This is a genomic window from Streptococcus oralis, assembly GCF_964238205.1.
Lineage (GTDB): Bacteria > Bacillota > Bacilli > Lactobacillales > Streptococcaceae > Streptococcus > Streptococcus oralis_CZ.
This window is the reverse complement of sequence record NZ_CAXSLF010000004.1, coordinates 80,473-106,710: the sequence shown is the minus strand read 5'-3', so window position 1 is coordinate 106,710 and position 26,238 is coordinate 80,473. Positions and strand designations below refer to the sequence as shown.

At 40.3% G+C, this 26,238-nt stretch carries 24 protein-coding genes; 16 read left to right on the top strand and 8 right to left on the bottom strand.

The features are described from left to right. The first annotated feature begins 1 nt into the window (after position 1). The 7 genes from ACESOD_RS06835 (at position 2) to ACESOD_RS06805 (ending at position 5,958) form a co-directional block, all read left to right on the top strand. Complete coding sequence (locus ACESOD_RS06835) at positions 2–715, top strand: DUF3169 family protein (protein ID WP_373094604.1); 714 nt, start codon at positions 2–4, stop codon at positions 713–715. Positions 716–726: 11 nt separating this feature from the next. Beyond that, a complete protein-coding gene (locus ACESOD_RS06830; RefSeq protein ID WP_373094603.1) occupies positions 727–1,551 on the top strand; it encodes an ABC transporter ATP-binding protein in 825 nt (274 codons plus the stop codon). Beyond that, on the top strand, positions 1,544–2,242 hold the full coding sequence (locus ACESOD_RS06825) for an ABC transporter permease (RefSeq protein ID WP_223140304.1): 699 nt from the start codon (positions 1,544–1,546) through the stop codon (positions 2,240–2,242). Before ACESOD_RS06830 ends, ACESOD_RS06825 begins: the two co-directional genes overlap by 8 nt. A gap of 9 nt (positions 2,243–2,251) precedes the next feature. Next, positions 2,252–2,893 carry a CPBP family intramembrane glutamic endopeptidase gene (locus tag ACESOD_RS06820; protein WP_223140303.1) on the top strand — a complete coding sequence of 214 codons (642 nt, stop codon included), beginning with the start codon at positions 2,252–2,254 and terminating at the stop codon, positions 2,891–2,893. An 18-nt stretch (positions 2,894–2,911) separates the two neighbouring features. Continuing rightward, a complete protein-coding gene (locus tag ACESOD_RS06815; protein WP_060955102.1) occupies positions 2,912–3,127 on the top strand; it encodes a hypothetical protein in 216 nt (71 codons plus the stop codon). Positions 3,128–3,275: 148 nt separating this feature from the next. Next, positions 3,276–5,039, top strand: a complete 1,764-nt coding sequence (aspS, locus tag ACESOD_RS06810) for an aspartate--tRNA ligase (RefSeq protein ID WP_373094602.1) — start codon at positions 3,276–3,278, stop codon at positions 5,037–5,039. Continuing rightward, positions 5,017–5,958 carry a YitT family protein gene (locus ACESOD_RS06805; protein ID WP_000814911.1) on the top strand — a complete coding sequence of 314 codons (942 nt, stop codon included), beginning with the start codon at positions 5,017–5,019 and terminating at the stop codon, positions 5,956–5,958. Before aspS ends, ACESOD_RS06805 begins: the two co-directional genes overlap by 23 nt. Before the next feature lie 63 nt (positions 5,959–6,021). On the opposite strand, the gene ACESOD_RS06800 is transcribed toward ACESOD_RS06805, so the two are convergent. The 5 genes from ACESOD_RS06800 to ACESOD_RS06780 all read right to left on the bottom strand — a co-directional run bounded on the left by ACESOD_RS06800 (position 6,022) and on the right by ACESOD_RS06780 (position 11,541). After that, positions 6,022–7,008, bottom strand: a complete 987-nt coding sequence (locus ACESOD_RS06800; RefSeq protein ID WP_373094601.1) for a LacI family DNA-binding transcriptional regulator — start codon at positions 7,006–7,008, stop codon at positions 6,022–6,024. Between the two features lie 9 nt (positions 7,009–7,017). Further along, complete coding sequence (locus tag ACESOD_RS06795; protein WP_000938212.1) at positions 7,018–7,818, bottom strand: DUF1189 domain-containing protein; 801 nt, start codon at positions 7,816–7,818, stop codon at positions 7,018–7,020. Positions 7,819–8,022: 204 nt separating this feature from the next. Next, positions 8,023–8,865: a sugar ABC transporter permease gene (locus tag ACESOD_RS06790; protein ID WP_001065639.1), complete on the bottom strand. Its 843-nt coding sequence runs from the start codon at positions 8,863–8,865 to the stop codon at positions 8,023–8,025. 1 nt (position 8,866) lies between these two features. Next, positions 8,867–10,159 carry a carbohydrate ABC transporter permease gene (locus tag ACESOD_RS06785; protein ID WP_000414976.1) on the bottom strand — a complete coding sequence of 431 codons (1,293 nt, stop codon included), beginning with the start codon at positions 10,157–10,159 and terminating at the stop codon, positions 8,867–8,869. A 110-nt stretch (positions 10,160–10,269) separates the two neighbouring features. Beyond that, positions 10,270–11,541 carry an extracellular solute-binding protein gene (locus ACESOD_RS06780; RefSeq protein ID WP_000104721.1) on the bottom strand — a complete coding sequence of 424 codons (1,272 nt, stop codon included), beginning with the start codon at positions 11,539–11,541 and terminating at the stop codon, positions 10,270–10,272. Positions 11,542–11,958: 417 nt separating this feature from the next. On the opposite strand from ACESOD_RS06780, the gene malQ reads away from it, so the two are divergent. From malQ to ACESOD_RS06765, 3 genes are all read left to right on the top strand, one after another. Next, positions 11,959–13,476, top strand: a complete 1,518-nt coding sequence (gene malQ / locus ACESOD_RS06775) for a 4-alpha-glucanotransferase (protein WP_000747308.1) — start codon at positions 11,959–11,961, stop codon at positions 13,474–13,476. A 22-nt stretch (positions 13,477–13,498) separates the two neighbouring features. Next, positions 13,499–15,757: a glycogen/starch/alpha-glucan family phosphorylase gene (gene glgP / locus ACESOD_RS06770; protein WP_373094600.1), complete on the top strand. Its 2,259-nt coding sequence runs from the start codon at positions 13,499–13,501 to the stop codon at positions 15,755–15,757. A gap of 279 nt (positions 15,758–16,036) precedes the next feature. After that, on the top strand, positions 16,037–16,243 hold the full coding sequence (locus ACESOD_RS06765; RefSeq protein ID WP_083280541.1) for a hypothetical protein: 207 nt from the start codon (positions 16,037–16,039) through the stop codon (positions 16,241–16,243). A gap of 107 nt (positions 16,244–16,350) precedes the next feature. On the opposite strand, the gene ACESOD_RS06760 is transcribed toward ACESOD_RS06765, so the two are convergent. Next, entirely contained in the window at positions 16,351–17,199 is an 849-nt protein-coding gene (locus ACESOD_RS06760; protein ID WP_075227019.1) for a putative RNA methyltransferase, read from the bottom strand. 151 nt (positions 17,200–17,350) lie between these two features. On the opposite strand from ACESOD_RS06760, the gene ACESOD_RS06755 reads away from it, so the two are divergent. Both ACESOD_RS06755 and ACESOD_RS06750 read left to right on the top strand, forming a co-directional pair. Next, positions 17,351–17,629, top strand: a complete 279-nt coding sequence (locus ACESOD_RS06755; protein ID WP_000910910.1) for a DUF6110 family protein — start codon at positions 17,351–17,353, stop codon at positions 17,627–17,629. A 1-nt stretch (position 17,630) separates the two neighbouring features. Continuing rightward, positions 17,631–19,694 carry a heavy metal translocating P-type ATPase gene (locus ACESOD_RS06750; RefSeq protein WP_373094599.1) on the top strand — a complete coding sequence of 688 codons (2,064 nt, stop codon included), beginning with the start codon at positions 17,631–17,633 and terminating at the stop codon, positions 19,692–19,694. Positions 19,695–19,770: 76 nt separating this feature from the next. Here ACESOD_RS06750 and tyrS read toward each other — a convergent pair whose 3' ends face one another. Beyond that, complete coding sequence (tyrS, locus tag ACESOD_RS06745) at positions 19,771–21,027, bottom strand: tyrosine--tRNA ligase (RefSeq protein ID WP_000546884.1); 1,257 nt, start codon at positions 21,025–21,027, stop codon at positions 19,771–19,773. Positions 21,028–21,315: 288 nt separating this feature from the next. On the opposite strand from tyrS, the gene mutL reads away from it, so the two are divergent. Genes mutL through ACESOD_RS06725 form a run of 4 tightly spaced genes read left to right on the top strand, consistent with a single transcriptional unit; the run spans position 21,316 to position 25,118 of the window. Beyond that, entirely contained in the window at positions 21,316–23,265 is a 1,950-nt protein-coding gene (mutL, locus tag ACESOD_RS06740; RefSeq protein WP_373094598.1) for a DNA mismatch repair endonuclease MutL, read from the top strand. A 15-nt stretch (positions 23,266–23,280) separates the two neighbouring features. Continuing rightward, positions 23,281–23,874, top strand: coding sequence for a Holliday junction branch migration protein RuvA (ruvA, locus tag ACESOD_RS06735; RefSeq protein ID WP_373094597.1), 594 nt, complete (start codon positions 23,281–23,283; stop codon positions 23,872–23,874). A 9-nt stretch (positions 23,875–23,883) separates the two neighbouring features. After that, positions 23,884–24,447: a DNA-3-methyladenine glycosylase I gene (locus ACESOD_RS06730; RefSeq protein WP_075227899.1), complete on the top strand. Its 564-nt coding sequence runs from the start codon at positions 23,884–23,886 to the stop codon at positions 24,445–24,447. Next, positions 24,444–25,118: a CPBP family intramembrane glutamic endopeptidase gene (locus ACESOD_RS06725; RefSeq protein ID WP_373094596.1), complete on the top strand. Its 675-nt coding sequence runs from the start codon at positions 24,444–24,446 to the stop codon at positions 25,116–25,118. Before ACESOD_RS06730 ends, ACESOD_RS06725 begins: the two co-directional genes overlap by 4 nt. Positions 25,119–25,163: 45 nt before the next feature. Here the strand turns inward: ACESOD_RS06725 and ACESOD_RS06720 are convergent, their stop codons facing one another. Then, complete coding sequence (locus tag ACESOD_RS06720) at positions 25,164–26,201, bottom strand: S66 family peptidase (RefSeq protein WP_373094595.1); 1,038 nt, start codon at positions 26,199–26,201, stop codon at positions 25,164–25,166. Positions 26,202–26,238: the final 37 nt, after the last annotated feature.

Below are 26,238 nucleotides of genomic sequence, written 5' to 3'. Positions count from 1 at the left end.
AATGAAAAATAATCGTAAATGGTTGAGAGTAGTAGTGTGTATGTTAAGTGCTTTTGTAGGAGCCTTTGCTTACACTCTTAGAGGTATAGCTGAACAGATTCAAATGTCACAAGTCTTACACACTGTTTATGGACTTGCTCTCGTTATTGGAGGAATTTCCTTCGTTTTAGCCATGTATTATCTTGGTAAAAGTCGAGAAGTTTATACTCTTTATCAAAGGGGGACAGAGGAAGAAGATAGTGATCAGACTTATGTAAGAGCCTATCGTTACTTAGATTATGGTTTGGTTTCTTCAAATGTTTTGATGATAGCAATGATGACCAGTGGGATCATATTGATTTCTCCGATATTTAAGAATACCTTGCTAATTTTTCCTGCTCTTATTCTATTATGCTTATACATTATTGTTGCCAATTACTTGCTGCGAACTATTTTTATCGTTAGACACTATAAACTGTCTGTTTATTACACTCCAAAAGATATTTTAGCCTATCTTAACAGTTATGATGAGGGAGAAAAGCAGGCGGAGATGGAAAGTGCCTATTTAACTCTGTTTAGGTTGAATCAGATTTTACTGCCATCACTCTATTTTTTATTGATAGTATTATCAGTTGTTTTACGAGAAATACAAGTAGTTGCCTTAGTTCTTTTAGTCGTCATTCATCTTTATATAACTATCGCACAATTAAGAAAAACAAAACGTTATTTTAAATAAAAGGAGTTTCTATGATTCGTGTTGAAAATGTAAGCAAAAGTTTTGGGAACAAAAAAGCCCTTCATCAGATTTCTTTTGAGATTAAGGAGGGTGAAATCTTTGGTTTTCTTGGGCCTTCTGGTTCAGGTAAAACAACCATGATCAATGTCTTAACTGGCCAGTTAACTGCAGATCAAGGTAACACAATTTTGTTAGGCAAGAATTCTCAAGATTTAACCTCAAATGATTTGGAACAAATCGGTATAGTTAGTGATGGCAGTGGTTTTTATGAAAAGATGAGTCTTTACAAAAATCTTCTCATTTACGCTAAGTTATATGGCCTCAAGTCAGATAGAGTAAATCAGGTGCTCAAACAGGTTGGTTTGGCAGATGCTAAAGATATTATCGCAGAAAAACTGTCTACAGGAATGAAACAACGAATGTTCTTGGCCCGTGCCCTTCTTAATGCTCCTAAGATTCTTTTTCTAGATGAGCCAACCAGTGGGCTAGACCCTACAACATCTAAGATGATTCATACCCTACTTCAAGAATTAAAGCAAGCTGGGACAACTATCTTTCTGACCACGCATGATATGAATGAAGCAACTTTGCTTTGTGATCGCTTATCTCTTTTAAATAAGGGAAATTTAATAGAGTATGGAAGTCCACAAGAGATTATTCAAAAATACCATGTGGATAAGAAAGTACGTGTAGGTTATAAAGATGGAAGAGAACAAATAGTTCTGTTTGAAGAATTGCCGCATTTAGACACGACAGATTTGATGGTTGTTCACTCTTGTGAACCAACTTTAGAAGAGATCTTTATCAGATTGACAGGAGAAAAGTTAGATGTTTAGAAAATTAAATGCCTTACTATGGTTAAGATTACAAGTTCTTATTAGCAATTCAACTTTGTTAGCCACTTTATTGATGCCTTTTGGTATTGCTGTTTTATTAAATGAATTTTTAAATAAGAATGGAGAAGTGAGCCTATTTTTACTATCTGCTAGCTTGACGATGGTCTTGAGCATGGGAAGTGGTTACATGGTATCGATTATGATGGCAGAAGATAAGGAAAAACGAAATCTCAAATCACTCATTCTAAGTGGTGTGACAGCAACAGAATATACTTTCAGTATGCTTGTTCTCCCTATTCTGATAATGTTACTTGCTATGATTGTGCTTCCCATCTATCTTAAAGTAAACGTATCTGGTTATTTATTTGCCTATGCTATCTATTTGCTTCTAGCAACTATTTGTATTATTTTTCTCAACCTTCTAATCGGTGCAGTATCAGATACTCAATCTAAAGCGCAAGTCTATAGTATCTTTCCTATGTTAATTGTCTCTTTTTTACCCACGATTGCTTCTCAAAATGATACGGTTCAAAAACTGTTGGACTATTCTTTTATCGGTCCTTTTGTAGGTCTATTAAAAGAAGGTGGAGGAGAATTGTCTCTGGAAAATCTTGGTCTTTTATTGTCATGGGTCCTTGTTCTAGGCCTAGCATGTCTCTTTGAATTGAAAAATAGTTATAAAGGAAAATAGGAGAATCTTATGAAAACACTTCAAAATATCGGTTGGTATAGTCTTACTTTCTTATCATTTATTATGGTCTATAGTTTTATTCAGGGCGTAGGCTTAGAAACCATGAAAATAGGTGCGCCTGAATATGTTGCTGTCCCAATTTATGTCTTATTAGCAGGAATTTTCACCTTCGTTACCTACAAGTGGTATAAGACAGGAACCGTTACGATTGAAAAAACAGCCCTTAACAAATACATCTGGTTGCCTGCCTTGGTATGGGCCCTTGTCATTGTTGCCCAATTCTTTTTGCCAAATGATCCATCAGTCAATCAACAGACGGCAGAACAATTGACTCATAATCAACCTCTCTTCGCTTTCTTCATGATAGTTGTCTTTGCGCCCCTGACAGAAGAGTTAACCTTTAGAGGTATGCTAGCTCGTTATGTCTTCCCTCAGCAGGATAACATCAAGCAGACAGCTCTCTTTCTACTAGTAACAAGCATCATCTTTGCCCTTGTTCATTTCCCTGGAACTCCACAACAATTCCTAGTGTATGGTTCCCTCGGTTTGAGCTTGGGGTTGGCTTATATCAGCAAGGGTGGACTGGCTTACAGCATTGCTTTACATGCTTTAAATAATTTAATCGGATTTTTAATGATTCTCATGCTATAATAGACTCAGGAGGAAGTCATGAAACGAGTGATATTATTAGCAGTGATTCAGGCAGTTGTTCTCTTCTTTATCATTGGAGCGCTTGCCTATGCTTTTAAAGGGGATTTCTTTTATAACCATCTAGCAGTTATCTTTGCACCAATCGCAGGGATTATGCGATTTGCGACAGCCTATGCAACGGAGATTGTTCTCCCTAAAAAGGCTGCAGAGATTGCTGAAAAGCGAAAAAAATAAAGAAATACCAAGTAAAATAAGATCCAGCGAATGACTTTGCTGGATTTTTTCATTTATAGCAGGATTCTTCTCAACTTTTCTGATGATTTTCATGAAGAGCCTGCGCTTTTATGGTAAAATAGTAACAGAATAAAAGAGGAGAGAAAACATGAAACGTAGTATGTATGCTGGTCGTGTTCGTGAGGAGCACATCGGACAAGAAATTACCTTGAAAGGCTGGGTTGCACGTCGTCGTGACCTTGGTGGTTTGATCTTTATCGACCTTCGTGACCGTGAAGGGATTATGCAGTTGGTTATCAATCCTGAGAAAGTTTCTGCGGAAGTGATGGCAACAGCTGAAAGCCTTCGTAGTGAATTTGTCATCGAGGTGACTGGACAAGTTGCAGCACGTGAGCAGGCCAATGATAAATTGGCGACTGGAGCGGTTGAACTGAATGTAACGGCTCTTACTGTGCTTAACACAGCCAAAACAACACCATTTGAAATCAAGGATGGCATTGAAGCGAACGATGATACGCGTCTACGTTACCGTTACCTTGACCTTCGTCGTCCAGAGATGTTGGAAAACCTTAAACTTCGTGCCAAGGTAACTCATTCTATCCGTAACTACTTGGATGAGTTGGAATTTATCGATGTGGAAACACCATTCCTTTCTAAATCAACACCAGAAGGGGCGCGTGACTACTTGGTGCCATCTCGTGTTAATAAGGGCCATTTCTATGCCCTTCCTCAAAGTCCGCAGATTACAAAACAGTTGTTGATGAATGCTGGATTTGACCGTTACTACCAAATCGTTAAATGTTTCCGCGATGAAGATTTGCGTGGTGACCGTCAGCCTGAATTTACCCAGGTCGACTTGGAAACTTCATTCCTTACTGAGCAAGAAATCCAAGATATCACAGAAGGCTTGATTGCGCGCGTGATGAAGGAAACAAAAGGGATTGAAGTAACACTGCCATTCCCTCGAATGAAGTATGATGATGCTATGGCTCTTTATGGTTCTGACAAGCCTGATACTCGTTTTGAGATGTTGCTTCAGGACTTGACAGATCTTGTCAAGGGTGTAGATTTCAAAGTCTTCTCAGAAGCTCCTGCGGTTAAAGCCATTGTAGTTAAAGGTGCAGCAGACAATTACTCTCGTAAAGATATTGACAAGATGACAGAGGTAGCTAAGCAGTATGGTGCTAAAGGTCTTGCTTGGGTCAAGGTAGTTGACGGTGAATTAAACGGACCAGTTGCGAAATTCTTGACTGGTATCCAAGCAGACTTGGCAACAGCGCTTGGTCTTGAAGATAAAGACTTGGTTCTCTTTGTTGCTGATACGCTTGAAGTAGCTAATGCAACACTTGGAGCCCTTCGTGGACGTATTGCTAAAGAATTAGGCTTGATTGATCAGGATAAATTTAACTTCCTTTGGGTTGTTGACTGGCCAATGTTTGAATGGTCTGAAGAAGAAGGCCGTTATATGAGCGCCCACCATCCATTTACCCTTCCTCAAGCAGATACTGCTCATGAACTCGAAGGTGAATTGGCTAAGGTTCGTGCCATTGCCTATGATATCGTCTTGAATGGTTATGAACTTGGTGGCGGTAGTCTTCGTATCAACCAAAAAGAACTTCAAGAACGTATGTTCAAAGCTCTTGGTTTCTCAGCAGAAGAAGCAAATGACCAGTTTGGTTTCCTTTTGGAAGCTATGGACTATGGATTCCCACCACACGGTGGCTTGGCTATCGGTCTTGATCGTTTTGTCATGTTGCTTGCTGGAGAGGAAAATATCCGTGAAGTCATTGCCTTTCCTAAGAATAACAAGGCTAGCGACCCAATGACGCAAGCACCATCAACAGTAGCTCTTAAACAACTAGAGGAACTTAATCTACAAGTAGAACAAGATGAAACAAACGAAACTAACTAAAAAGTGGTACCATTATCTTCGTCGCTTTGCTTATCGAGTAAAGATTTTGCGTGTTTTACAAAGTATTTCTCGAGAAAAATACGATGAAAAAATCTCAGCTTCTCTGGTATATGGTTTTCTATCAGCAGTAGCCGTCAATTTCTTTTTCCAACCAGGGCACGTTTATTCAAGTGGTGCGACAGGTTTGGCCCAGATTATATCTGCCCTTAGTAACCACTGGTTTGGTTTTCATTTCCCGATTTCAGTAGCCTTTTATGCCATCAATATTCCTCTCATGATTTTGGCCTGGTACCAAATTGGGCATAAGTTCACGATTTTTACCTTTATCACGGTATCCATGAGCTCGCTCTTTATCCAGTTTGTGCCAGTGGTGGTCTTAACAGAGGATCCCATCATCAATGCCCTTTTTGGGGGTGTCGTTATGGGACTGGGGATCGGCTTTGCTTTACGTCATAACATCTCCAGTGGTGGAACAGACATTGTCAGCTTAACCATTCGTAAGAAGACTGGGCGTAACGTCGGAAGTATCTCTTTCTTGGTCAATGGCACAATCATGCTGATTGCAGGAGTGACCTTTGGTTGGAAATATGCCCTTTATTCCATGATTACCATCTTTGTATCAAGTCGTGTGACAGATGCAGTTTTCACCAAACAAAAACGCATGCAGGCTATGATTGTCACTAGCAATCCAGATGCCGTCATTGAGAAGATCCATAATAAATTGCATCGTGGAGCAACCATGATCCATGATGCTGAAGGAACTTATAACCACGAACGTAAGGCTGTTTTGATTACAGTTATCACTCGTGCAGAGTTCAATGATTTTAAATTGATCATGAAGCAAGTCGATCCAACAGCCTTTGTTTCTGTTTCAGAAAATGTTCATATTCTAGGACGATTTGTCGAAGTCGAAAACTAATCAATTATAAAAATAGATTACAAAAAACCAACTCTAAGCAAAAAATGTTAGAGTTGGTTTTTCTTATTTTTCAATGATTTCATGTGCAATCACTTGACGATAGCAGATTTGACGATTTTCTTTGACATCATTGATGATTTGAAGAATCGTTTCAAACGAAGTGCGACCAAGAGCAAGACTATTAATATTGACATAGGCCGCTAGGTTTAATCTTGGATTAACAGAGTCAAAGCTGAGAACAGGGACATTAAGCTGATGTTCGTTGAGGTAGTTACAAACACCTTCAGCTAAGAGGCTATCTGTTGTGATAACAGCATCGGTTTTTGGATCGTATTCAAAAAGTTGTTTGCTAAATTTATAGCCCTTTTCTTCAAGAAATTCATCTGCAAAGAAGGTACGATGACTATCAAGATCTAGTTTGTGTTCTTGAAGGGCTTGCTCGTAACCTCTTAGACGATCCTGGGTAACGTAGAGTTTCTTGGTACCACCGATGAAAGCAATGCGGCTGCATCCTTTTTTGATGAAGTATTCGGCTGCATCAAATCCGGCTTGGATGTTATCGTTGTCAACAAGCGGAATAAAAGGTGATAGTGATTTCCCAAGGATGAGGAAGGGAAATTGTTCTTCAGTAACGAGTTTAACCAAGGGGTCATTTTCTTGGGCATACAAGAAGATAAGACCGTCTACACGCTTTCCATAGACCATCTGTGAAATGGCATTTAAGCGCTCTTTTTCGTCTTTTCCAGTTGCAATCTGGATGGCATAGTGGTTTTCTGAAGCAACTTGTGCAATCCCTCTAAGGACAGAAGGAAAGAAAGGATTTTGATAGAAAACGTCTGAATCATCTGGAAGAACCAAGCCGATAACCTGCGTATAACTACTAACCAGGCTTCGGGCATTAAGATTAGGATGATAGTTGAGTTCCTTCATAGCTTTTCGAACTCGTTTTTTGGTTTCATCACTAATGGTTGATTTGTTTTGAATAACACGGGTTACGGTTGAGGGTGAAACACCTGCAGCCTTGGCCACGTCTTTAATCGTAACAGGCATAATAATCTCCTACTTATGGTAGTCTGGATCACGGAAATGCGTTTTGTAAAAGATAGTGACCAGGTATAGAACAAATAAAATGTTTTGAACAGTAATCAAAGTTGCCATATTTTGGCCTAGGAGACCGAGAATCATGGCAAGTAAGGTTGGTAATCCTAAACAGTTCAAAATGAAATGATAGCACTCTTTGTAGCTTTTAAATGAAAAGAGACGCGATTTTTTCGTAAAGTAGAGCAAGAGGCTAGCACCTAAAGCAACAATAAAAAAATTAAGTCCAAAGAGGAAGCTAGAACCAAGCACAAGAAAGAGACTAATATAGACGCGATTCTGTTGATACCAGTCTTTAGAAATGGCTTGTGTTAAGCTTTCCTTGCTTTGGAAGCTCTCAGTCGTTATCGCGTGATAGCGAATGCTGGTCAATTCTTTTCCTTGCTTACTGATGATGAGTTTCTCAGGTTCAAAGTTCAGAAGTAATTCCTCAGGGAAGTTTGAACTAGAAGGGTCTCCGATTTGGATAGAAGCTTGATGAGGAGATGAACCTGTATAGCTCAACTTACCATCTACAATCTTTGCATTGGCAGCCAAATCCTGAACCACACTATCCGTCAAAGGAGTGTAGACATCATCGATGAAAGTTTCTAAAGGATGAGTTTCCTGAGAACTGTTCTGGATGGCAATAGGGACCATAGACAAGCTAATCAGGAAAATACTGGTAAAAATCAGTTGAAACCAGTTGAGACCAAAACGTTGAGATAGGGGCTTACGAAATCCCCAGATACTATTAAAATAAGAAAATGGATATGGTAACATAAATCTCTTTCTATAGGCATTTTTCTATATGAGTATTATATAGAGAAATGTATTTTATTTCAAGCAGGGGAGACAAATCCTTGTTAAAAGTAGACTTTTAATAAAAATTATCAACTAACCATGAGGGGATTTTCAATAAGTTCTTGTTTTTCATCAGACTATATCAGCACAAGTTCAAAAAAGAAAAAGGATGGCGGGAGTATATTACCCCTTGTCGCCACCACTTGTAAGTCCTGAAACAAAGTTCTTTTGTAGGAAGAAGAAGAGAATACAGATTGGAAGGGCGATGAGGATAGCACCTGCTGAGAAGTAGGCGATCTTCATGTTTTTCACATTGCTAACGAAGGTTTGGAGACCTACGGCAACGGTAAAGTATTCTTTCTCACGAAGCAAGAAACTAGAGAGGATGTAGTCTCCGAAAGGTCCCATGAAGGCCCAGAGAGCTTGTACAGCAACCATTGGGCGAACCAGTGGAAGAACAATTTGCCAGAAGCGGCGGAAGTGTCCTGCACCGTCTAGTTTTGCAGATTCGTCTAGAGACATTGGCACTGTATCGAAGTAGCCTTTCATGAGCCAAGCATTCATTGGGATACCTCCACCAACGTAGAGGAAGATGAGGAACCAGCTGTGGTTAAGGGCGTTCAACATAAGTGCCATAACGAAGAAGGCAGTCAAAGCGGCCATTGTTGGCACCATTTGGATAATCAAGAAGAAGACCAAACTTTGTTTACGAGCCAAGAAGTTGTAACGGCTATAAGCATAACCAGCAAGTACGATAATACTTGTTTGCACAACCATGGTAATCAAGGCGATAATCAAAGTATTGAGGTACCAAGTACCGTATAAGGTTTCAGTGAAGAGTCCTTTAAAGTTATCAAAATTAAAATCGATGTTGCTGTCTAGTTTAAAGGCTGCCACGTTACCTGCCTTGAAGGCTGACATGATAGTAATCAACAGTGGATAGATAATCACGATTGAAAGGCCAATCAAGTAAAGGTAAGTAAGGGTTTGAGTCAGTCTACGTTTGAGTTTAATTGAGTTATTCATCTTAGACGTCCTCCATATCAAATGCGTGTAGTTTCTTGAATGCGATCATAGAGATTGAGATGACAATGATAGAAATAATCAAGGTAACAGCTGCCGCCATAGAGTATTGAGGAGATGTACCTGTTGTCAAGCGGTAGATCCATGAGATCAAGATATCAGTTGAACCAGCTCCCCCTCCGACAGTACCAGGTCCTCCACCATTGAAGAGGTACATGATAGAGAAGTTGTTAAAGTTGAAGGTGTATTGGCTAATCAAAGTAGGTGCTGCAACAGCCAAGATCATTGGGAAAGTGATGTTGCGGAATTTTTGCCAAGCATTGGCACCGTCAATATAAGCTGCTTCGTAAAGGTCGTTAGGAATAGATTGCAAGATACCCAAAGTCAAAACGTAGATATATGGGAATCCAAGCCAGCCTTGCATCATAATCAAGGCAACCTTAGTCCAAGTTGGGTCTGTTTTCCAAGGAATAAGCGCCCCATCAAGGAAAGGAAGAACCTTAGCAAAGAGAGGGATAACTTGGGTATTGATTGCTCCAACACTATCGTTAAACATGTTTGAGAATGTCAAGATAGTGATGAAGGCTGGGACAGCCCAAGGAAGAAGGAAAATAACACCAAAGATACGTTTTCCTTTGATAAATGGTTGGTTAGCAATGATAGCTGTGAAGATACCAATCACGATCTGTAAAGTTGAGGCAGATAAAGCCCAAATGATAGTCCAAGAAAGAACAGAACCAAAGGCAGAACGGAAGGTGCTCAAGCTCCAAATGTTTGTAAAGTTGGTCAAACCAACCCAGTCTAACAATTTGTTTGGTGGCAAGTGTTGGAAGTCATAGTTTGTGAAGGCAATCATCAAGGTTACGACAACGGGGAAGATGATTGCAAAGGTCATGGCAATATAAGACGGAATAATCAAGAGATAAGGGAAGCCATTTTCATAGATTCCTTTGATCATATCTTTTAGCGTAAGTGGTACTGGAATTCCATTGTTAATACGTTTTGCGATAGTATGTGCATCTTTAATATTTGAGAAATAAAAGAGTACATAAACGACTACAAAGATTAAATGGAAGGCACCACGAATCAGCATGAAGAGGGAATTATCACGACCTGGCTTGTCACCAAGAGTAATGAGGTTGCTCAATTCAGGGGCTGCAAGTGCTAGGAAATAAAGGACAAATACGATGGTTACACCAAGGAAGATAAAACCTTTTGCCTTTTGTTTGTTGTAAATCTGTCCTAACCCAGGAATGAGAGACAGCAGTGCTGCTTTACTAGGTTGTTGCTTTTCCATAATAACTCCTTTCATAGGATACTGGTTTCTAATTAAAACCTAAACTATATATGTTTTCTATTGATAAATTCAAAGGGGGATTTGAATTCCACCCCCCTTGAACAAATTTTTTATTCACCAAATTTTTGTTTGATTGTTTCTTTGATCAATGTTACAGCATCGTTTGCAGCTGTCTTAGCATCTTTCTTACCACTTACAGCTTCAAATAGCATTGTTTTAGCTGGGTCCCAAACAGCTGACATTTGAGGGATGTTTGGCATTGGTTGAGCATTTTGGAACTGTTTGATAACAGCTGTTGTCAACTCATCGTTTTTACCTTCAGCATATGAACGAGCCTCAGTGTTAGCTGGGATTTCGTTAGTTTTATCGTAGAAGGCTTTTTGTTCTTCAGTTGAAACAAGGAAGTCTACAAATTTTTGAGCAGCTTCAAGGTTCTTAGTACTTGATGGGATGATCCAAGCTTTACCACCACCGAATGTTTCATAGTTTTTACCGTTTGGAAGAGTTGGGATAGTTGCAACACTGTAGTTTACTTTAGCATCTTTGAAGGCCTGAGCTTTCCAAGGACCATCGATGATAGCAGCTGTTTTACCTTCTTGGAATTGAGTTTGGATTAGGTTTGGAGCTCCTTCTGTATCTTGCATACCTTTAGGCCATTTTTCGTACCAAGTTTTAGCGTAGTTGATAGCAGTGATAGCTCCTTCGTTTGCAAGTCCGATATCTTTAGGATCTTTACCGTTTTGGCCGAATACGTAACCGCCGTTACCAGCAAGAAGTCCGTATGCATAGTAGAAGTTTGTCCAGTCAGCAAGGAAGGCAGTTGTTTTACCATCTTCACCAGCGAAGGCATATTTGCTATCTTTAGCAAGTTCTTCTAATTCAGCAAAAGTTTTTGGAGCTTCTTTAATCAAGTCTTTATTATAGTACAAAACAAGTGACTCGATAACAGCAGGAGCACCGTAAACTTTACCGTCAGCAGCTGTTACAAGAGATTTAGTTTTATCATCTGTTTTAGCACCGTCGCTCAATTTCACTTCTGAAAGTTGTCCGTCTTTACCAAGGCTACCTACTCGGTCGTATGGTGCCATCATAACGTCAGCAGCTTTACCAGATTGGTTATCTAGAGAAAGGTTATCGAGACCACCCATTTGGTCTCCTGTTTTGATAGTAACTTTTACTCCAGCTTCTTTTTCGTAAGCTTGTGCAGCTGATTCAGCAAATGCTTTATATTGGTCTTCAACGTATAAAGTAAGTTCTTTACCTTCAGATGAACCAGAATCAGCCGCTTTATCAGCAGTTTTGCTTCCGCAAGCTACCAAAAGCAAGCTAGCAAGAGTAGCAGTACCAAGTACAGCTGCGCTCTTCATGAATTTAGTTGACATAGTGTATTCCTCCTAAAGAATAACAAATTTTAATTTCGAGGAAACGCAAACGTTTTCCCTTATGACCATAGTATAGCACAAACAGAAAACGGTTGCAAGCGTTTTTTTGAAAAAATTTTAAAAAGCTTGTTGCTGGCTAATTCCTAAAATTGTTTGTATAATAGAAGAGAAATAGAAAATCATGCAAATTTCGATTCAAAAATAATTGAAGGGAAACGATTGCATGATTGGGATGCTTAATGAAAGGATTTTAAAAATAAGAATATAGTAACTTAAAAGTTTATCAATAAAAAATAAATCATAAAAGTTTTTTAAAAACGCTTGCATTTCTTTTTGAAATGGGTTATACTTTACTTAGCGCAAACGTTTGCGCACAAATTTGAAACAATTAATTAAAAAAACACTTGAGGTGCTATTATGAAAAAACGTCAAAGTGGTGTGTTGATGCACATCTCATCACTTCCAGGAGCTTACGGAATCGGATCATTTGGTCAAAGCGCCTATGATTTCGTTGACTTCTTGGTTCGTACCAAACAACGTTACTGGCAAATCCTTCCTTTAGGAACAACAAGCTACGGAGATTCTCCTTATCAATCTTTCTCAGCCTTTGCTGGGAACACTCATTTTATCGATCTTGATATTTTGGTAGAGCAGGGCTTGTTAGAAGCAAGTGATCTTGAGGGAGTAGACTTCGGTAGCAACCCAACTGAAGTTGATTACGCTAAGATTTATTACGCACGTCGTCCGCTTCTAGAAAAAGCAGTTAAACGTTTCCTTGAAGTTGGGGATGTCCAAGATTTTGAAAAATTTGCTCAAGAGAACCAATCATGGCTTGAACTTTTTGCAGAGTATATGGCTATCAAAGAGCATTTTGATAATCTCGCTTGGACAGAGTGGCCAGATGCAGATATTCGTGCGCGTAAAGCTTCAGCTCTTGAAAGCTACCGTGAACAATTGGCAGACAAACTTGTTTACCACCGTGTAACCCAATATCTCTTCTTCCAACAATGGTTGAAATTGAAAGCATACGCTAACGAAAACCACATCGAAATTGTGGGGGATATGCCGATCTATGTTGCTGAAGATTCAAGCGATATGTGGGCAAATCCACACCTCTTTAAAACAGATGAAAACGGGAAAGCAACTTGCATCGCAGGATGCCCACCAGATGAGTTTTCTGCGACTGGTCAGCTTTGGGGGAACCCAATCTATGACTGGGAAGCAATGGATAAAGATGGCTACAAATGGTGGATTGAACGCTTGCGTGAAAGCTTCAAAATCTACGATATCGTGCGTATCGACCACTTCCGTGGATTTGAATCTTATTGGGAAATTCCAGCTGGTTCTGAAACAGCAGCACCTGGTAAATGGGTGAAAGGACCTGACTACAAACTCTTTGCAGCGGTTAAAGAAGAACTTGGTGACTTGAACATCATCGCAGAAGACCTTGGATTTATGACTGACGAAGTTATCGAGCTTCGCGAGCGCACTGGATTCCCAGGAATGAAAGTCCTTCAATTTGCTTTCAATCCAGAACACGAAAGTATCGACAGCCCACACTTGGCACCAGCCAACTCAGTTATGTACACTGGAACACACGATAACAACACTGTTCTTGGTTGGTACCGTGATGAGATTGATGATCCAACTCGTGAGTACATGGCTCGTTACACAAACCGTAAAGAGTACGAAACAGTGGTGCATGCTATGCTTCGTACAGCTTTCGCATCAGTAAGTTTCATGACGATTGCTACTATGCAAGATTTGCTAGAGTTGGATGGTTCAGCTCGTATGAACTTCCCATCTACTCTTGGTGGAAACTGGTCATGGCGTATGACAGAGGAACAATTGACTCCTGCTGTCGAAGAAACTTTGCTTGACTTGACTACAATTTATCGCCGTATCAATGAAAATTTGGTAGAATTAAAGAAATAAGACATTATCAGGAGACACAAAAATGTTACCATTAAAAGAATTTGTACAAAATCGTTACAATAAATCTATCGCAGAATGCAGCAACGAAGAGCTTTATCTTGCTCTTCTTAACTACAGCAAACTTGCTAGCAGCCAAAAACCAGTGAACACTGGTAAGAAAAAAGTTTACTACATCTCAGCTGAGTTCTTGATTGGTAAACTCTTGTCAAACAACTTGATTAACCTTGGTCTTTATGACGAAGTTAAAAAAGAACTTGCTGATGCAGGTAAAGAGTTGATCGAAATTGAAGAAGTAGAATTGGAACCATCACTTGGTAACGGTGGTTTGGGACGTTTGGCAGCCTGCTTTATCGACTCAATCGCTACACTTGGTTTGAACGGTGACGGTGTTGGTTTGAACTACCACTTCGGTCTTTTCCAACAAGTTCTTAAAAACAACCAACAAGAAACGATTCCTAACGCTTGGTTGACTGACCAAAACTGGTTGGTTCGTTCAAGCCGTAGCTACCAAGTACCATTTGCACACTTTACATTGACATCTACTCTTTACGATATCGATGTACCTGGATACAAAACAGCTACTAAAAACCGTTTGCGTTTGTTTGACTTGGATTCAGTTGATTCTTCAATCATCAAAGATGGTATCAACTTTGACAAGACAGATATCGCTCGTAACTTGACTCTTTTCCTTTACCCAGACGATAGCGATAAACAAGGTGAATTGCTCCGTATCTTCCAACAATACTTCATGGTTTCAAACGGTGCGCAATTAATCATCGATGAAGCAATCGAAAAAGGAAGCAACTTGCACGACCTTGCTGACTACGCAGTTGTACAAATCAACGATACTCACCCATCAATGGTTATCCCTGAATTGATCCGTCTTTTGACTGAACGTGGTATCGAGCTTGATGAAGCAATCTCTATCGTTCGTAGCATGACTGCTTACACAAACCACACAATCCTTGCTGAAGCCCTTGAAAAATGGCCTCTTGAATTCTTGGAAGAAGTGGTTCCTCACTTGGTACCAATCATCAAAGAATTGGATCGCCGTGTTAAAGCAGAATACAAAGATCCAGCTGTTCAAATCATCGATGAGAATGATCGTGTACACATGGCTCACATGGATATCCACTACGGATACAGTGTTAACGGGGTTGCGGCTCTTCACACTGAAATCTTGAAGAACTCAGAGTTGAAAGCTTTCTACGACATCTACCCAGAAAAATTCAACAACAAAACAAACGGTATTACTTTCCGTCGTTGGCTCATGCATGCTAACCCAAGCTTGTCTCACTACTTGGATGAGATTCTTGGACGCGAATGGCACCACGAAGCTTCTAAATTGGAAGACCTTCTTTCATACGAAGATAAGGCTGCTGTCAAAGAAAAATTGGAAAGCATTAAAGCTCACAACAAACGTAAATTGGCTCGTCACTTGAAGGAGCACCAAGGTGTGGAAATCAATACAAACTCTATCTTTGATATCCAAATCAAACGTCTCCACGAGTACAAACGTCAACAAATGAACGCTTTGTATGTCATCCACAAATATCTTGACATCAAGGCTGGTAACATCCCTGCTCGTCCAATCACAGTATTCTTTGGTGGTAAAGCAGCTCCTGCTTACACAATTGCTCAAGACATCATCCACTTGATTCTTTGCTTGTCAGAAGTAATCGCGAACGACCCAGAAGTAGCCCCACACTTGCAAGTGGTTATGGTTGAAAACTACAACGTTACTGCAGCAAGCTTCTTGATCCCAGCATGTGACATCTCAGAACAAATCTCATTGGCTTCTAAAGAGGCTTCAGGTACTGGTAACATGAAATTCATGTTGAACGGAGCTTTGACTCTTGGTACTATGGACGGGGCTAACGTGGAAATCGCTGAATTGGTTGGCGACGAAAACATCTACATCTTCGGTGAGGATTCAGAAACTGTTATCGACCTTTACGCGAAATCAGCATACAAATCAAGTGAATTCTACGCACGTGAAGCTATCAAACCATTGGTTGACTTCATCGTGAGCGACGCTGTTCTTGCAGCTGGAAATAAAGAGCGCTTGGAACGTCTTTACAACGAATTGATCAACAAAGACTGGTTCATGACTCTTCTTGACTTGGAAGACTACATCAAGGTTAAAGAGCAAATGCTTGCTGACTACGAAGACCGTGACGCATGGTTGGATAAAGTCATCGTTAACATTGCCAAAGCAGGATTCTTCTCATCTGACCGTACAATCGCTCAGTACAACGAAGATATCTGGCACTTGAACTAAGATATAAAATTTAATAGTTAGTACACTATCTAGCAAAAAAGCGAGTTTCAATTGAAATTCGCTTTTTTTGAATGTTATGGATTTGAGGTTGACTGGTCTCAAAAGAAAAGATAATTTGTCAATAATTTCTAGACTTAAAAATCAGACCTAGCGAACACTAAGAAGGCTGGTTGTACTACCTTTAAACCTCAGGTTCTTCTTAGCTATTACCTCAAATTTCTTGTATTTGTTTACAAACAGTATTATAATATTATTATAGTAAAGAAAGAGGGTGTTCTTATGTGGAAAAAATATTTTTCAAAATATAAATGGACTGATTTATTTTGGATTCTTTTTGTAATTTGGTCATGCCTTTATATGGGTAATAGTTTCTCGTTTCCGCTTACTCATCAAGAAATCTCTTTTCATGGATGTTGTTATGGGGTATCACTTGCCTTATATCACTTGCTATTTATTGATAAATTTGTCATTTCGAATCGAAAATAAATGGAGAGGTCAAAACTTTTAATACTTTTCGGAAAGACAGTTAAAATCGTGTTTTAAACCCGCATCTCAAGAAGAGGTGCGGGCTTTGTAGTATCTCAAAAATTTATTTACAGTGCTTTTCCGACCAGAATCTCTGCTTCGATGGTAATTTCTGTCAACTGACTCCAGTTAATCTTGCTCTGGTCGACATGAAAGAGCAGGGGCGTCATGCTGAGTAAGGCTTGGCGTTGCTCTGTTGTGATAGGTTTGGTCAGAGAAACAATCTGACTAGATTGGATGCTGAAGTGTTCTTGGAAGTGTTCCTTAATATCTTGATTAGAATAATCCTTCTTTGTCAGCTGGTCCTGTACCATTTGACGGATTTCCTTGAGGTGGTTTTCAGTAGGAATGACCTTGATTAAGATGCCGTCCTTTGATAAGACTCGTCGGAATTCTCCGTAGTTGGCAGGTGAGAAAATATCAAGTAGGATATCCATGCTGGCGTCTTTTATAGGAAGGCGAGCTAAGTCACCAACAAACCAATTGACTGCCCAGTTGGGTTCACTTTTGGCAGCGATTTGAATCGAGTCTTTTGAAATGTCAAAGGCATAAAAGGTTTTTTCAGGGTGCACTTCTTGGAGTTTACGAGAGTAGAAGCCTTCGCCACAACCTATATCCAAGACTATTTTTGCGGATGGTTTAGTCGCTAGTAAGTCCGAGATGCCTTCTAAAATAGCCTGATAAAACCCAGCTTCTAGGATTTGCTGGCGATTTTGGAAGTTTTCCTTGTCGTAGTTGGCAGATTGCTTGATTTGAGGTGCCAGATTGACATAGCCGAATTTTGCAAGGTCAAAAGAATGGCGATTATCACACTTGAGACTAGTTTCTACCAAGGTGAGTTTTTTTTGGCAGATAGGGCAGGAAAAGGCAGTCGCAGAAGCAAAACGCTGGAGTTTTGGTTTGAGGTTTGTATTCATAGTTTAAGTGTATCAAAAGAGGCAAATGAAAGCAACTTTAGGAATAAGTAGATGGGAGATTCAGTAGAAATAAAACTAATTCTCCAATTTATAGAATAAAATTGCTTTTATATCTAAATTTCTATATAATAATGATAAGGAGGAAATAAGTATGTTAAAAGAAGTATTAACCGTTGCAAAAGTTGCGAAAAAATCATCACTCTTTTTGGGTGGTGTCGCATTTGGTACCCTTGGCTTGAAAATCTTAGCAAGTAAGGAAGCTAAAAAAGGTTATTCTAAAGCTTTGGCTAAGGCTTACAAGTTGAAAGACGGGCTAGATGCATCTGTTTCTGTTGTGAAACAACATGGAGACGATGTCTTGCAAGATGCCAAATATTTGTACGAGCAAGAGAAAAAAGAAGAGCAATTAGATAGCCTTATAGGAGAATAATATGTCTTTTAAAGTGCTACATAGAGGATACCAACATATCCGACTATCATCTTCTTTTTCACTCACCTTGGATATTCAAGACTATCTTCGTTCCTTGGCGAGAGATGAAAAGGGGATTGAGTCTATCCAGTTTTACATGGATCAACAGCACTTTACTCTACGTATAAAAGAAGGCTTTTCTGTATTAGATAATGCAGAAGCCTTTTTAAAAAGAATTGATAAAGGGAAAGTTTCTGAGTTGATGACTCTTCCCATTCGTAGAGAAGAGAGTGCTTATTCTATTGTTTCAGGTGCAGCGATTAAGCGTGTACTTTTTCGTAGTTTTGTGCCGTATCCTATTCGCTATATATGGACTTGTTATCAGGCTTTTGGCTATATTAGAGAAGCCTATCAAACACTAGCGCGTAAGGAACTAACAATGGAAGTCTTGGACTGTTCGGCGATTTTATTGTCCTTGTTTATGAACCAATCCAAGACGGCAAGTAATATCATGTTTATGCTTGATTTGGGGAATCATTTAGATCAATGGTCCTTGAAAAAAACTGCAACGGATTTAGAACAGAGTCTTCTTGCAAAAGAGAGCGATGTATTCTTAGTACAGGGTGATACGGTTGTTAGTATCAAGAGTTCCGATGTTCAAGTAGGAGATGTCTTGGTCCTATCTCAAGGAAATGAAATTTTATTTGATGGACAAGTAGTTTCAGGTTTAGGTATGGTCAACGAAAGTTCCTTGACAGGAGAGAGTTTTCCAGTTGAAAAAAGAGAGTCTGATTTGGTTTGTGCAAATACAGTATTAGAAACTGGAGAGTTACGCATTCGTGTAACCGATAATCAGATGAACAGCCGTATTTTACAGCTGATTGAGTTGATGAAGAAATCTGAAGAAAACAAGAAAACGAAACAACGCTATTTCATCAAGATGGCGGACAAGGTCGTCAAATATAATTTCTTGGGGGCTGGGCTGACTTACCTATTAACAGGTTCTTTTTCTAAGGCTATTTCTTTCTTATTGGTCGATTTCTCCTGCGCTTTGAAAATCTCTACTCCTGTAGCTTATTTGACAGCTATCAAGGAGGGGTTGAACCGTGAAATGGTAATTAAGGATGGGGATGTTCTGGAGAAATATCTGGAAGTCGATACCTTCTTATTTGATAAGACGGGAACAATCACAACTAGTTATCCGATAGTTGAAAAGGTGTTACCTTTTGGAGACTATAGTGAGGAAGATATTCTCAGAATCAGTGCCTGTCTTGAGGAACACATTTATCATCCTATTGCTAATGCCATTGTCAAGCAAGCTGAGATAGAGGGGATTGAACATGAGGAAATGCATGGGAAACTCCAATATATTGCAAGTAAGGGGATCAAATCTCATATAGATGGGCAACCAGTTCTTATTGGGAATTATGTCTTGATGCAGGATGAACAGATTCATATCAGTTCAGAACAAAATGCTTTAATTGAAGAGTACAAGAGTCACTACAATCTCTTATTCTTAGCCTACCAGAATGAATTGATTGGAATGTTCTGTATTCATACTCCTTTGAGAAAAGAAGCAAAAGCAGCCTTGGAGAAACTTAAGGCACAAGGGAAAAAATTGATTCTGGCAACAGGGGACACCTTGGTTAGAACAGAGGAATTAGTCAAAGATTTGCCCTTTGATCAGGTCTATACAGACTTGAAACCTGATGGGAAATTTGAGCTAGTAGAGGAACTGCAGAAAGCAGGTCACACTATTTTGATGGTTGGAGATGGATTGAATGACTCAGCAGCTCTAACCCTATCAGATATCGGTGTGGTGATGAATGAGAGTGCAGACATTTCTAAGCAGATGAGCGATATCTTATTGTTAGATAATCGCTTGGATTTCTTCCAAGAGTTGGATTGGCTATCATCATCTTTGCAAACACTCATCAAGAAGAATATTCAAGATACCGTTATCGTAAATAGTAGTTTGATTGGCTTTGGCTTGTTTAATTGGCTCAGTCCTTCAAATCTCTCTATCTTACATAATCTAACAACCTTACGTATTGTACTGCGTAGCCTGTCTATTAAGGCTAGATAGATATGGTTATCAACAACAAAAAGGAGTTACCTTTCTCGAGGTTAACTCCTTTTTTTATAGGTAAATGTTGAACAGTTTAGTAAGTCAATACAAAATATTTCTTCTTCCCACGTCGGATAACAGTGAGTTCGTTCTCTAACTTATCTGCGTCACTCAAGACATAGTCAAGGTCTTGAATGCGGTCGCCGTTGACGTAGATGGCTCCGTTTTGAACATCTTCACGGGCTTGGCGTTTTGAGTTAACCACACCAGATGACACGAGAAGTTCTACGATATTGTGATTTTCATCTGCTTGTACTTGGTAGTTTGGCACGCCACGAAGTCCTTGTTTGAGTTCTTTGACAGAAAGGTTTTTGATATTTCCAGCAAAGAGTTGCTCAGTGATGTTAAGAGCTTCTTTGTAAGCTTCTTCTCCGTGAACAAGTGTTACGACTTCACGAGCGAGGACTTTTTGAGCCAAGCGTTCGTGTGGAGCTGCTTCAAATTGTTTGCGGATGTCTTCAATCTCATCAAGTGACAAGAAAGTAAAGATTTTCAAGAAGCGAACAGCGTCAGCGTCCATAACATTCATCCAGAATTGGTACATTTCGTATGGAGAAGTCTTTTCAGGGTTGAGCCAAACAGCGTTCCCTTCAGATTTACCAAATTTCTTACCAGTTGCGTCTGTGATGAGTGGAACAGTGATAACATGGCCAGTCTTGTCAGCTTTACGACGAAGCAATTCTGTACCAGCTGTCATATTTCCCCATTGGTCAGAACCACCGATTTGGAGGGTTACATTGTGGTCTTGGTTAAGGACAAAAAAGTCGTACCCTTGCATGATTTGGTAGGCAAACTCAGTGTAAGAAATCCCTGTTTCGATCCGTTTCTTCACAGACTCCTTGCTCATCATGTAGTTGACAGTGAAGTATTTTCCGATATCACGGAGGAAGTCAATGAAGCTGATGCTGCCAAACCAGTCGTAGTTGTTGACCATGACAGCTTTATTTTCACCATTTTCAAAATCAAGAAAGCGAGAAAGTTGTCCTTGGATAGACTTGACCCAGCCATCTACTGTGTCTTTTGTTTGGAGACTACGCTCAGCATCTTTGAAGGACGGATCTCCGATGAGACCTGTAGCACCGCCAACGAGCGCATAAGGTTTGTGACCTGCTAACTGCAAACGACGACTTGTCAAAATTGCGACAAGGTGGCCTAGGTGAAGGCTGTCAGCAGTTGGATCGTAGCCAGTATAATAAGAAACTTGACCTTCTTCTAGGGCTTTACGCAAAGCTTCTTCATCAGTCGTTTGAAAAATCAAACCACGCTCTTTTAGCTCATCAAAAATGTGCATGTGTCTTTTCTCCTTTTTAAAATATTGTTTCTACCTATTGTACCACAAACTTAGCAAATAACCTAGTAAAATCGGGAAGAAAGTTGCTGCTTGGACTTTTTTGGAAACGAGTGAAATATGGTATAATAGCACTAGCTTATACTCAATGAAAATCAAAGAGCAAACTAGGAAGCTAGCCGAAGGCTGTACTCGAGTACGGCAAGGCGAGACTGACGTGGTTTGAAGAGATTTTTGAAGAGTATTATTTTCAGAGAAATAGATAAAAATAGTTGAGAAAGGGGCTGAAAAATGTCTCATATTATTGAATTGCCAGAAGTATTGGCCAACCAGATTGCAGCAGGAGAAGTTATCGAGCGTCCTGCTAGCGTTGTCAAAGAATTAGTTGAAAATGCTATTGATGCTGGCTCAAGCCAGATTATCGTTGAGATTGAAGAAGCTGGACTTAAGAAGATCCAAATCACCGATAATGGTCACGGGATTGCCCACGATGAAGTAGAGTTGGCCCTCCGTCGTCATGCCACTAGTAAGATTAAGAATCAAGCGGATCTTTTTCGGATTCGGACCCTCGGCTTTCGTGGTGAAGCCCTGCCTTCTATCGCATCTGTCAGTGTTTTGACTTTGTTGACAGCGGTGGACGGTGCCAGTCACGGGACCAAGCTAGTGGCTCGTGGGGGAGAAGTTGAGGAAATCATTCCAGCGACCAGTCCTGTTGGGACCAAGGTTTGTGTGGAGGATCTCTTTTTCAACACACCGGCCCGTCTCAAGTATATGAAGAGTCAGCAGGCAGAGTTGTCTCACATCATTGATATTGTCAACCGTCTGGGGCTAGCCCATCCTGAGATTTCTTTTAGCCTGATTAGTGATGGCAAGGAAATGACACGAACAGCTGGTACGGGTCAACTGCGCCAAGCCATTGCTGGGATTTATGGTTTAGCTAGTGCCAAAAAGATGGTTGAGATTGAGAATTCTGACCTAGACTTTGAAATTTCAGGTTTTGTGTCCTTGCCGGAATTAACGCGGGCTAATCGCAACTATATCAGTCTTTTTATCAATGGCCGTTATATCAAAAACTTCCTACTCAATCGTGCCATTTTAGATGGTTACGGTAGCAAGCTCATGGTGGGGCGTTTTCCACTAGCTGTCATTCACATTCATATTGACCCTTATCTAGCGGATGTCAATGTGCACCCGACCAAGCAAGAGGTGCGGATTTCCAAGGAAAGAGAATTAATGGCGCTGGTTTCAGAAGCTATTGCAAAGAGTCTCAAGGAACAGACCTTGATTCCAGATGCCTTGGAAAATCTGGCAAAATCTACTGTTCGCAATCGTGAAAAGGTAGAGCAAACAACTTTGCCACTGAGAGAAAATACGCTCTATTATGAAAAAAATGAACCGACAAGACCGACACAAGCTGAGGTGGCAGACCATCAGGTGATCCTTACTGAAGAGAAACAGGATTTGAATCTGTTTGCTAAGGAAACCTTGGACCAGCTGACCAAGCCTGCTAAACTGCATTTTGCAGAGAGAAAGCCTGCTAGCTATGACCAACTGGACCATCCAGAGTTAGATCTAGCTAGTTTGGATAAGGCTTATGATAAGTTGGAGCGGGAAGAATCTTCAAACTTCCCAGAGTTGGAATTTTTTGGTCAGATGCACGGGACCTACCTCTTTGCCCAAGGTAGAGATGGGCTTTACATCATAGACCAACACGCAGCTCAGGAGCGGGTTAAGTATGAGGAGTATCGCGAAAGTATTGGCAATGTTGACCAGAGCCAGCAGCAACTCCTAGTGCCCTATATCTTTGAATTTCCTGCGGATGATGCCCTTCGTCTCAAGGAAAGAATGTCTCTCTTAGAGGAAGTTGGCGTCTTTCTAGCAGAGTACGGGGAGAATCAATTCATCCTGCGCGAACATCCCATTTGGATGGCAGAGGAGGAAATCGAGTCTGGGATCTATGAAATGTGCGACATGCTCCTCTTGACCAAGGAAGTTTCTATCAAGAAATACCGAGCTGAACTAGCGATTATGATGTCCTGCAAGCGGTCCATCAAGGCCAACCATCGTATTGATGACCACTCGGCTAGACAGCTCCTCTATCAGCTCTCTCAATGTGACAACCCATATAACTGTCCGCACGGACGTCCTGTTTTGGTGCATTTTACCAAGTCAGATATGGAAAAGATGTTCCGTCGCATTCAAGAAAATCATACAAGCCTACGCGAACTAGGGAAATACTAAATTTAAAGGAAAATTATGTACGAATATCTAAAGGGTATTATTACCAAAATTACTGCTAAATACATTGTTCTAGAAGCTAACGGGATCGGCTACATTTTGCACGTGGCTAACCCCTATGCTTACTCAGGACAAGTCAATCAAGAAGCGCAAATCTATGTCCATCAAGTTGTTCGCGAAGATGCTCACCTGCTTTACGGCTTTCGTTCAGAAGACGAGAAAAAACTCTTTCTCAGCTTGATCTCGGTGTCAGGCATTGGTCCTGTATCAGCTCTTGCTATTATCGCAGCTGATGACAATGCAGGGCTCGTTCAAGCTATCGAGACAAAGAATATCACCTACTTGACTAAATTCCCTAAAATCGGTAAGAAAACAGCCCAACAGATGGTCTTGGATCTAGAAGGTAAGGTGGTTGTGGCCAGTGACGACCTCCCTGCTAAGACTGCTGTTCCATCTAGCAGTGACAATCAAGAATTGGAGGAAGCTATGGAAGCCATGTTGGCCTTGGGCTACAAGGCGGCTGAGCTTAAGAAAATCAAGAAATTCTTTGAAGGAACGACTGATACAGCTGAAAACTACATCAAATCTGCCCTTAAGATGTTGGTGAAATAGGAGATTTCTATGCCAAAACGCTGTGGCTGGGTCAAAATGAACAACCCGCTATATGTAGCTTACCATGATGAAGAATGGGGTCAGCCCCTCCATGATGATCAGGCCCTTTTTGAGTTGTTGTGTATGGAGACCTATCAGGCCGGTCTATCTTGGGAAACGGTGCTCAATAAACGCCAGGCCTTCCGTCAAGTTTTTCATGGTTACCAAATTCAAGCTGTTGCAGACATGACGGATGAAGAACTGGAAGCTTTGATGAATAATCCAGCAATTATCCGCAATCGTGCCAAGATTTTTGCGACGCGAGCTAATGCCCAGGCCTTTCTACAAGTTCAGAAAGAGTATGGCTCTTTTGATGCTTATCTCTGGTCTTTTGTGGATGGGAAAACCATGGTCAATGATATTCCGGACTACAGTCAAGCACCAGCCAAAACGCCTTTGTCTGAAAAAATATCCAAGGGTCTCAAAAAACGAGGCTTCAAGTTCACAGGACCAGTCGCTGTTTTATCCTTTCTACAAGCTGCAGGATTAGTTGATGACCACGAGAATGATTGTGAATGGAAGGGTCTTAAATGATGTCTAACAAAAATAAGGGAATTCTGATTTTTGCGATTCTCTATATAGTTCTCTTTGTGTTTGATGGTATACGAGTATTTGATGCTCCATTGCCTTCTTCTGCAGGGACTTATTTAGTCTATACCATCATGTTTGTGTATGGTTGCTTCTTATTTAAGTCACTATTGCTCCAAAAGTGGGAAGAGGTTAGAAGTTCTAAAAGGAAATTTATCTTTGGGGTTTTAAAAGGCTGGGTCTTGCTTTTCCTTTTAACCATTCTCTTTGGGCTCCTATCGGAAATAGTGAAACAGGTGTTGGGATTAAGCGGACAGGGACTAAACGAGGCTAATATACAAACTGCCTTTAAAGAGCAACCACTACTGATAGCGGTTTTCGCCTGCATCATTGGACCTTTAGTGGAAGAGCTCTTTTTCCGTCAAATTTTATTGAGATATTTGAGGAAAAGTCTGCCAACTTGGCTGAGTGTCTTTTTGGTTGGTCTTGCCTTTGCGCTTACTCATATGCACAGTTTGTCTTTGTCAGAGTGGGTCGGTTCAGTCGGTTATCTAGGTGGTGGCCTGGCCTTTTCAATTATTTATGTGAAAGAAAAGGAGAATATCTACTATCCCTTACTGGTTCATATGTTAAGCAACAGCCTTTCCTTGATCATTTTAGCTATCAGTAGTATGTGATGAAAATGCCAGTAATGATAATGAGAAAAAGCTGAGAAATTCATCTCAGCTTTCTTTGTTATAGTCAAAGCGAATGACTTGCTCCGTTGCGTCTACATACGCGTGGACTCCAAAGGGAACAATTGCTCTTGGTGTAGCATGGCCAACGTTTAGATTATAGACAATCGGGATATTGCTATCAATGGTGTCCATTAAAGCCTCCTTATAGTCGTCATAGAAGGTTTCATCCATAGGTTTTCCGACCAAGAGTCCACTGATAACTTCAAATATCCCAGTGTTCTTTAAAGCCTGCAACATTTTTTTGAAATCATCAGGTTCAGGCTTTTCTTCACTTGTTTCTAGCAATAGAATCTTTCCTTCCCAGTCGGATAAGTCAGGAAAAAGTTTGTATTTTTGGCAGAGGTCTGTGCTATCTGCGTGTAGAGAGTTGTCAAAGATATCGTAGAGGGATTCGAGGCAACCGCCGAGGATTTCCCCTTCGAATTGGGCATTTCCTTGCAACAAGTCAAAACCAGTGTTTGCATGACTGACACGAGGTGTCCCCAGAGCCTTGGGACTGAAGTCAGTTCTTTCCTCATACCAAACGTCACTAGGGCGGATTTCCGAGATTCTTCCCGTCTCAATCAATTCTTTGAAGTAGTGGAGGCTATATGGCAACATTTCTTTGTCTAACTCACAAATGTCTGCTAGAAATGATTGGCCGTAAAAAGTCTTGATGCCTAGTTTATGCAACATGAGGTGGTTCATGGTCGTATCCGAGAAGCCAAGAAAAATCTTTTGTTTGATAACTGTTTCTAGTTGGTCATTTTCAAAAAGATAGGGTAATAAACGATAGGTATCGTCTCCACCGATGGCACATAGTATCATGTCGATGCTATCATCAGAAAAGGCCTGAATTAAATCCTCTGCACGTGCTTCAGGATGGTTCTTGATAAAGTCTAAGCCTTTTAGCGAATGAGGTAAAAAGATAGGATTGAGTCCGAGGTCCTTGAGACGTTGAATACCCAAGTCCACTTCGTGCTTGACAAAGTCTTCACCCATAGTCCCACTAGATAAACTTATAATACCAATAGTAGAAGTCATATATTATCCTCCTAAAAATAAATTGATGCTATTGTAT

Bases quoted from the DNA above. Each gene is read 5' to 3' on its own strand.
- ACESOD_RS06780 (WP_000104721.1), bottom strand. From the start codon at position 11,541: ATGTCAACTAAATTCATGAAGAGCGCAGCTGTACTTGGTACTGCTACT.
- ACESOD_RS06795 (WP_000938212.1), bottom strand. From the start codon at position 7,818: ATGTTACCATATCCATTTTCTTATTTTAATAGTATCTGGGGATTTCGT.
- malQ (WP_000747308.1), top strand. From the start codon at position 11,959: ATGAAAAAACGTCAAAGTGGTGTGTTGATGCACATCTCATCACTTCCA.
- tyrS (WP_000546884.1), bottom strand. From the start codon at position 21,027: ATGCACATTTTTGATGAGCTAAAAGAGCGTGGTTTGATTTTTCAAACG.
- ACESOD_RS06835 (WP_373094604.1), top strand. From the start codon at position 2: ATGAAAAATAATCGTAAATGGTTGAGAGTAGTAGTGTGTATGTTAAGT.
- ACESOD_RS06725 (WP_373094596.1), top strand. From the start codon at position 24,444: ATGATGTCTAACAAAAATAAGGGAATTCTGATTTTTGCGATTCTCTAT.
- ACESOD_RS06790 (WP_001065639.1), bottom strand. From the start codon at position 8,865: ATGAATAACTCAATTAAACTCAAACGTAGACTGACTCAAACCCTTACT.
- aspS (WP_373094602.1), top strand. From the start codon at position 3,276: ATGAAACGTAGTATGTATGCTGGTCGTGTTCGTGAGGAGCACATCGGA.
- ACESOD_RS06730 (WP_075227899.1), top strand. From the start codon at position 23,884: ATGCCAAAACGCTGTGGCTGGGTCAAAATGAACAACCCGCTATATGTA.
- glgP (WP_373094600.1), top strand. From the start codon at position 13,499: ATGTTACCATTAAAAGAATTTGTACAAAATCGTTACAATAAATCTATC.
- ACESOD_RS06785 (WP_000414976.1), bottom strand. From the start codon at position 10,159: ATGGAAAAGCAACAACCTAGTAAAGCAGCACTGCTGTCTCTCATTCCT.
- ACESOD_RS06800 (WP_373094601.1), bottom strand. From the start codon at position 7,008: ATGCCTGTTACGATTAAAGACGTGGCCAAGGCTGCAGGTGTTTCACCC.
- ACESOD_RS06830 (WP_373094603.1), top strand. From the start codon at position 727: ATGATTCGTGTTGAAAATGTAAGCAAAAGTTTTGGGAACAAAAAAGCC.
- ACESOD_RS06755 (WP_000910910.1), top strand. From the start codon at position 17,351: ATGTTAAAAGAAGTATTAACCGTTGCAAAAGTTGCGAAAAAATCATCA.
- ACESOD_RS06760 (WP_075227019.1), bottom strand. From the start codon at position 17,199: ATGAATACAAACCTCAAACCAAAACTCCAGCGTTTTGCTTCTGCGACT.
- ACESOD_RS06825 (WP_223140304.1), top strand. From the start codon at position 1,544: ATGTTTAGAAAATTAAATGCCTTACTATGGTTAAGATTACAAGTTCTT.
- ACESOD_RS06750 (WP_373094599.1), top strand. From the start codon at position 17,631: ATGTCTTTTAAAGTGCTACATAGAGGATACCAACATATCCGACTATCA.
- ACESOD_RS06820 (WP_223140303.1), top strand. From the start codon at position 2,252: ATGAAAACACTTCAAAATATCGGTTGGTATAGTCTTACTTTCTTATCA.
- ACESOD_RS06805 (WP_000814911.1), top strand. From the start codon at position 5,017: ATGAAACAAACGAAACTAACTAAAAAGTGGTACCATTATCTTCGTCGC.
- ACESOD_RS06765 (WP_083280541.1), top strand. From the start codon at position 16,037: ATGTGGAAAAAATATTTTTCAAAATATAAATGGACTGATTTATTTTGG.
- mutL (WP_373094598.1), top strand. From the start codon at position 21,316: ATGTCTCATATTATTGAATTGCCAGAAGTATTGGCCAACCAGATTGCA.
- ruvA (WP_373094597.1), top strand. From the start codon at position 23,281: ATGTACGAATATCTAAAGGGTATTATTACCAAAATTACTGCTAAATAC.
- ACESOD_RS06720 (WP_373094595.1), bottom strand. From the start codon at position 26,201: ATGACTTCTACTATTGGTATTATAAGTTTATCTAGTGGGACTATGGGT.
- ACESOD_RS06815 (WP_060955102.1), top strand. From the start codon at position 2,912: ATGAAACGAGTGATATTATTAGCAGTGATTCAGGCAGTTGTTCTCTTC.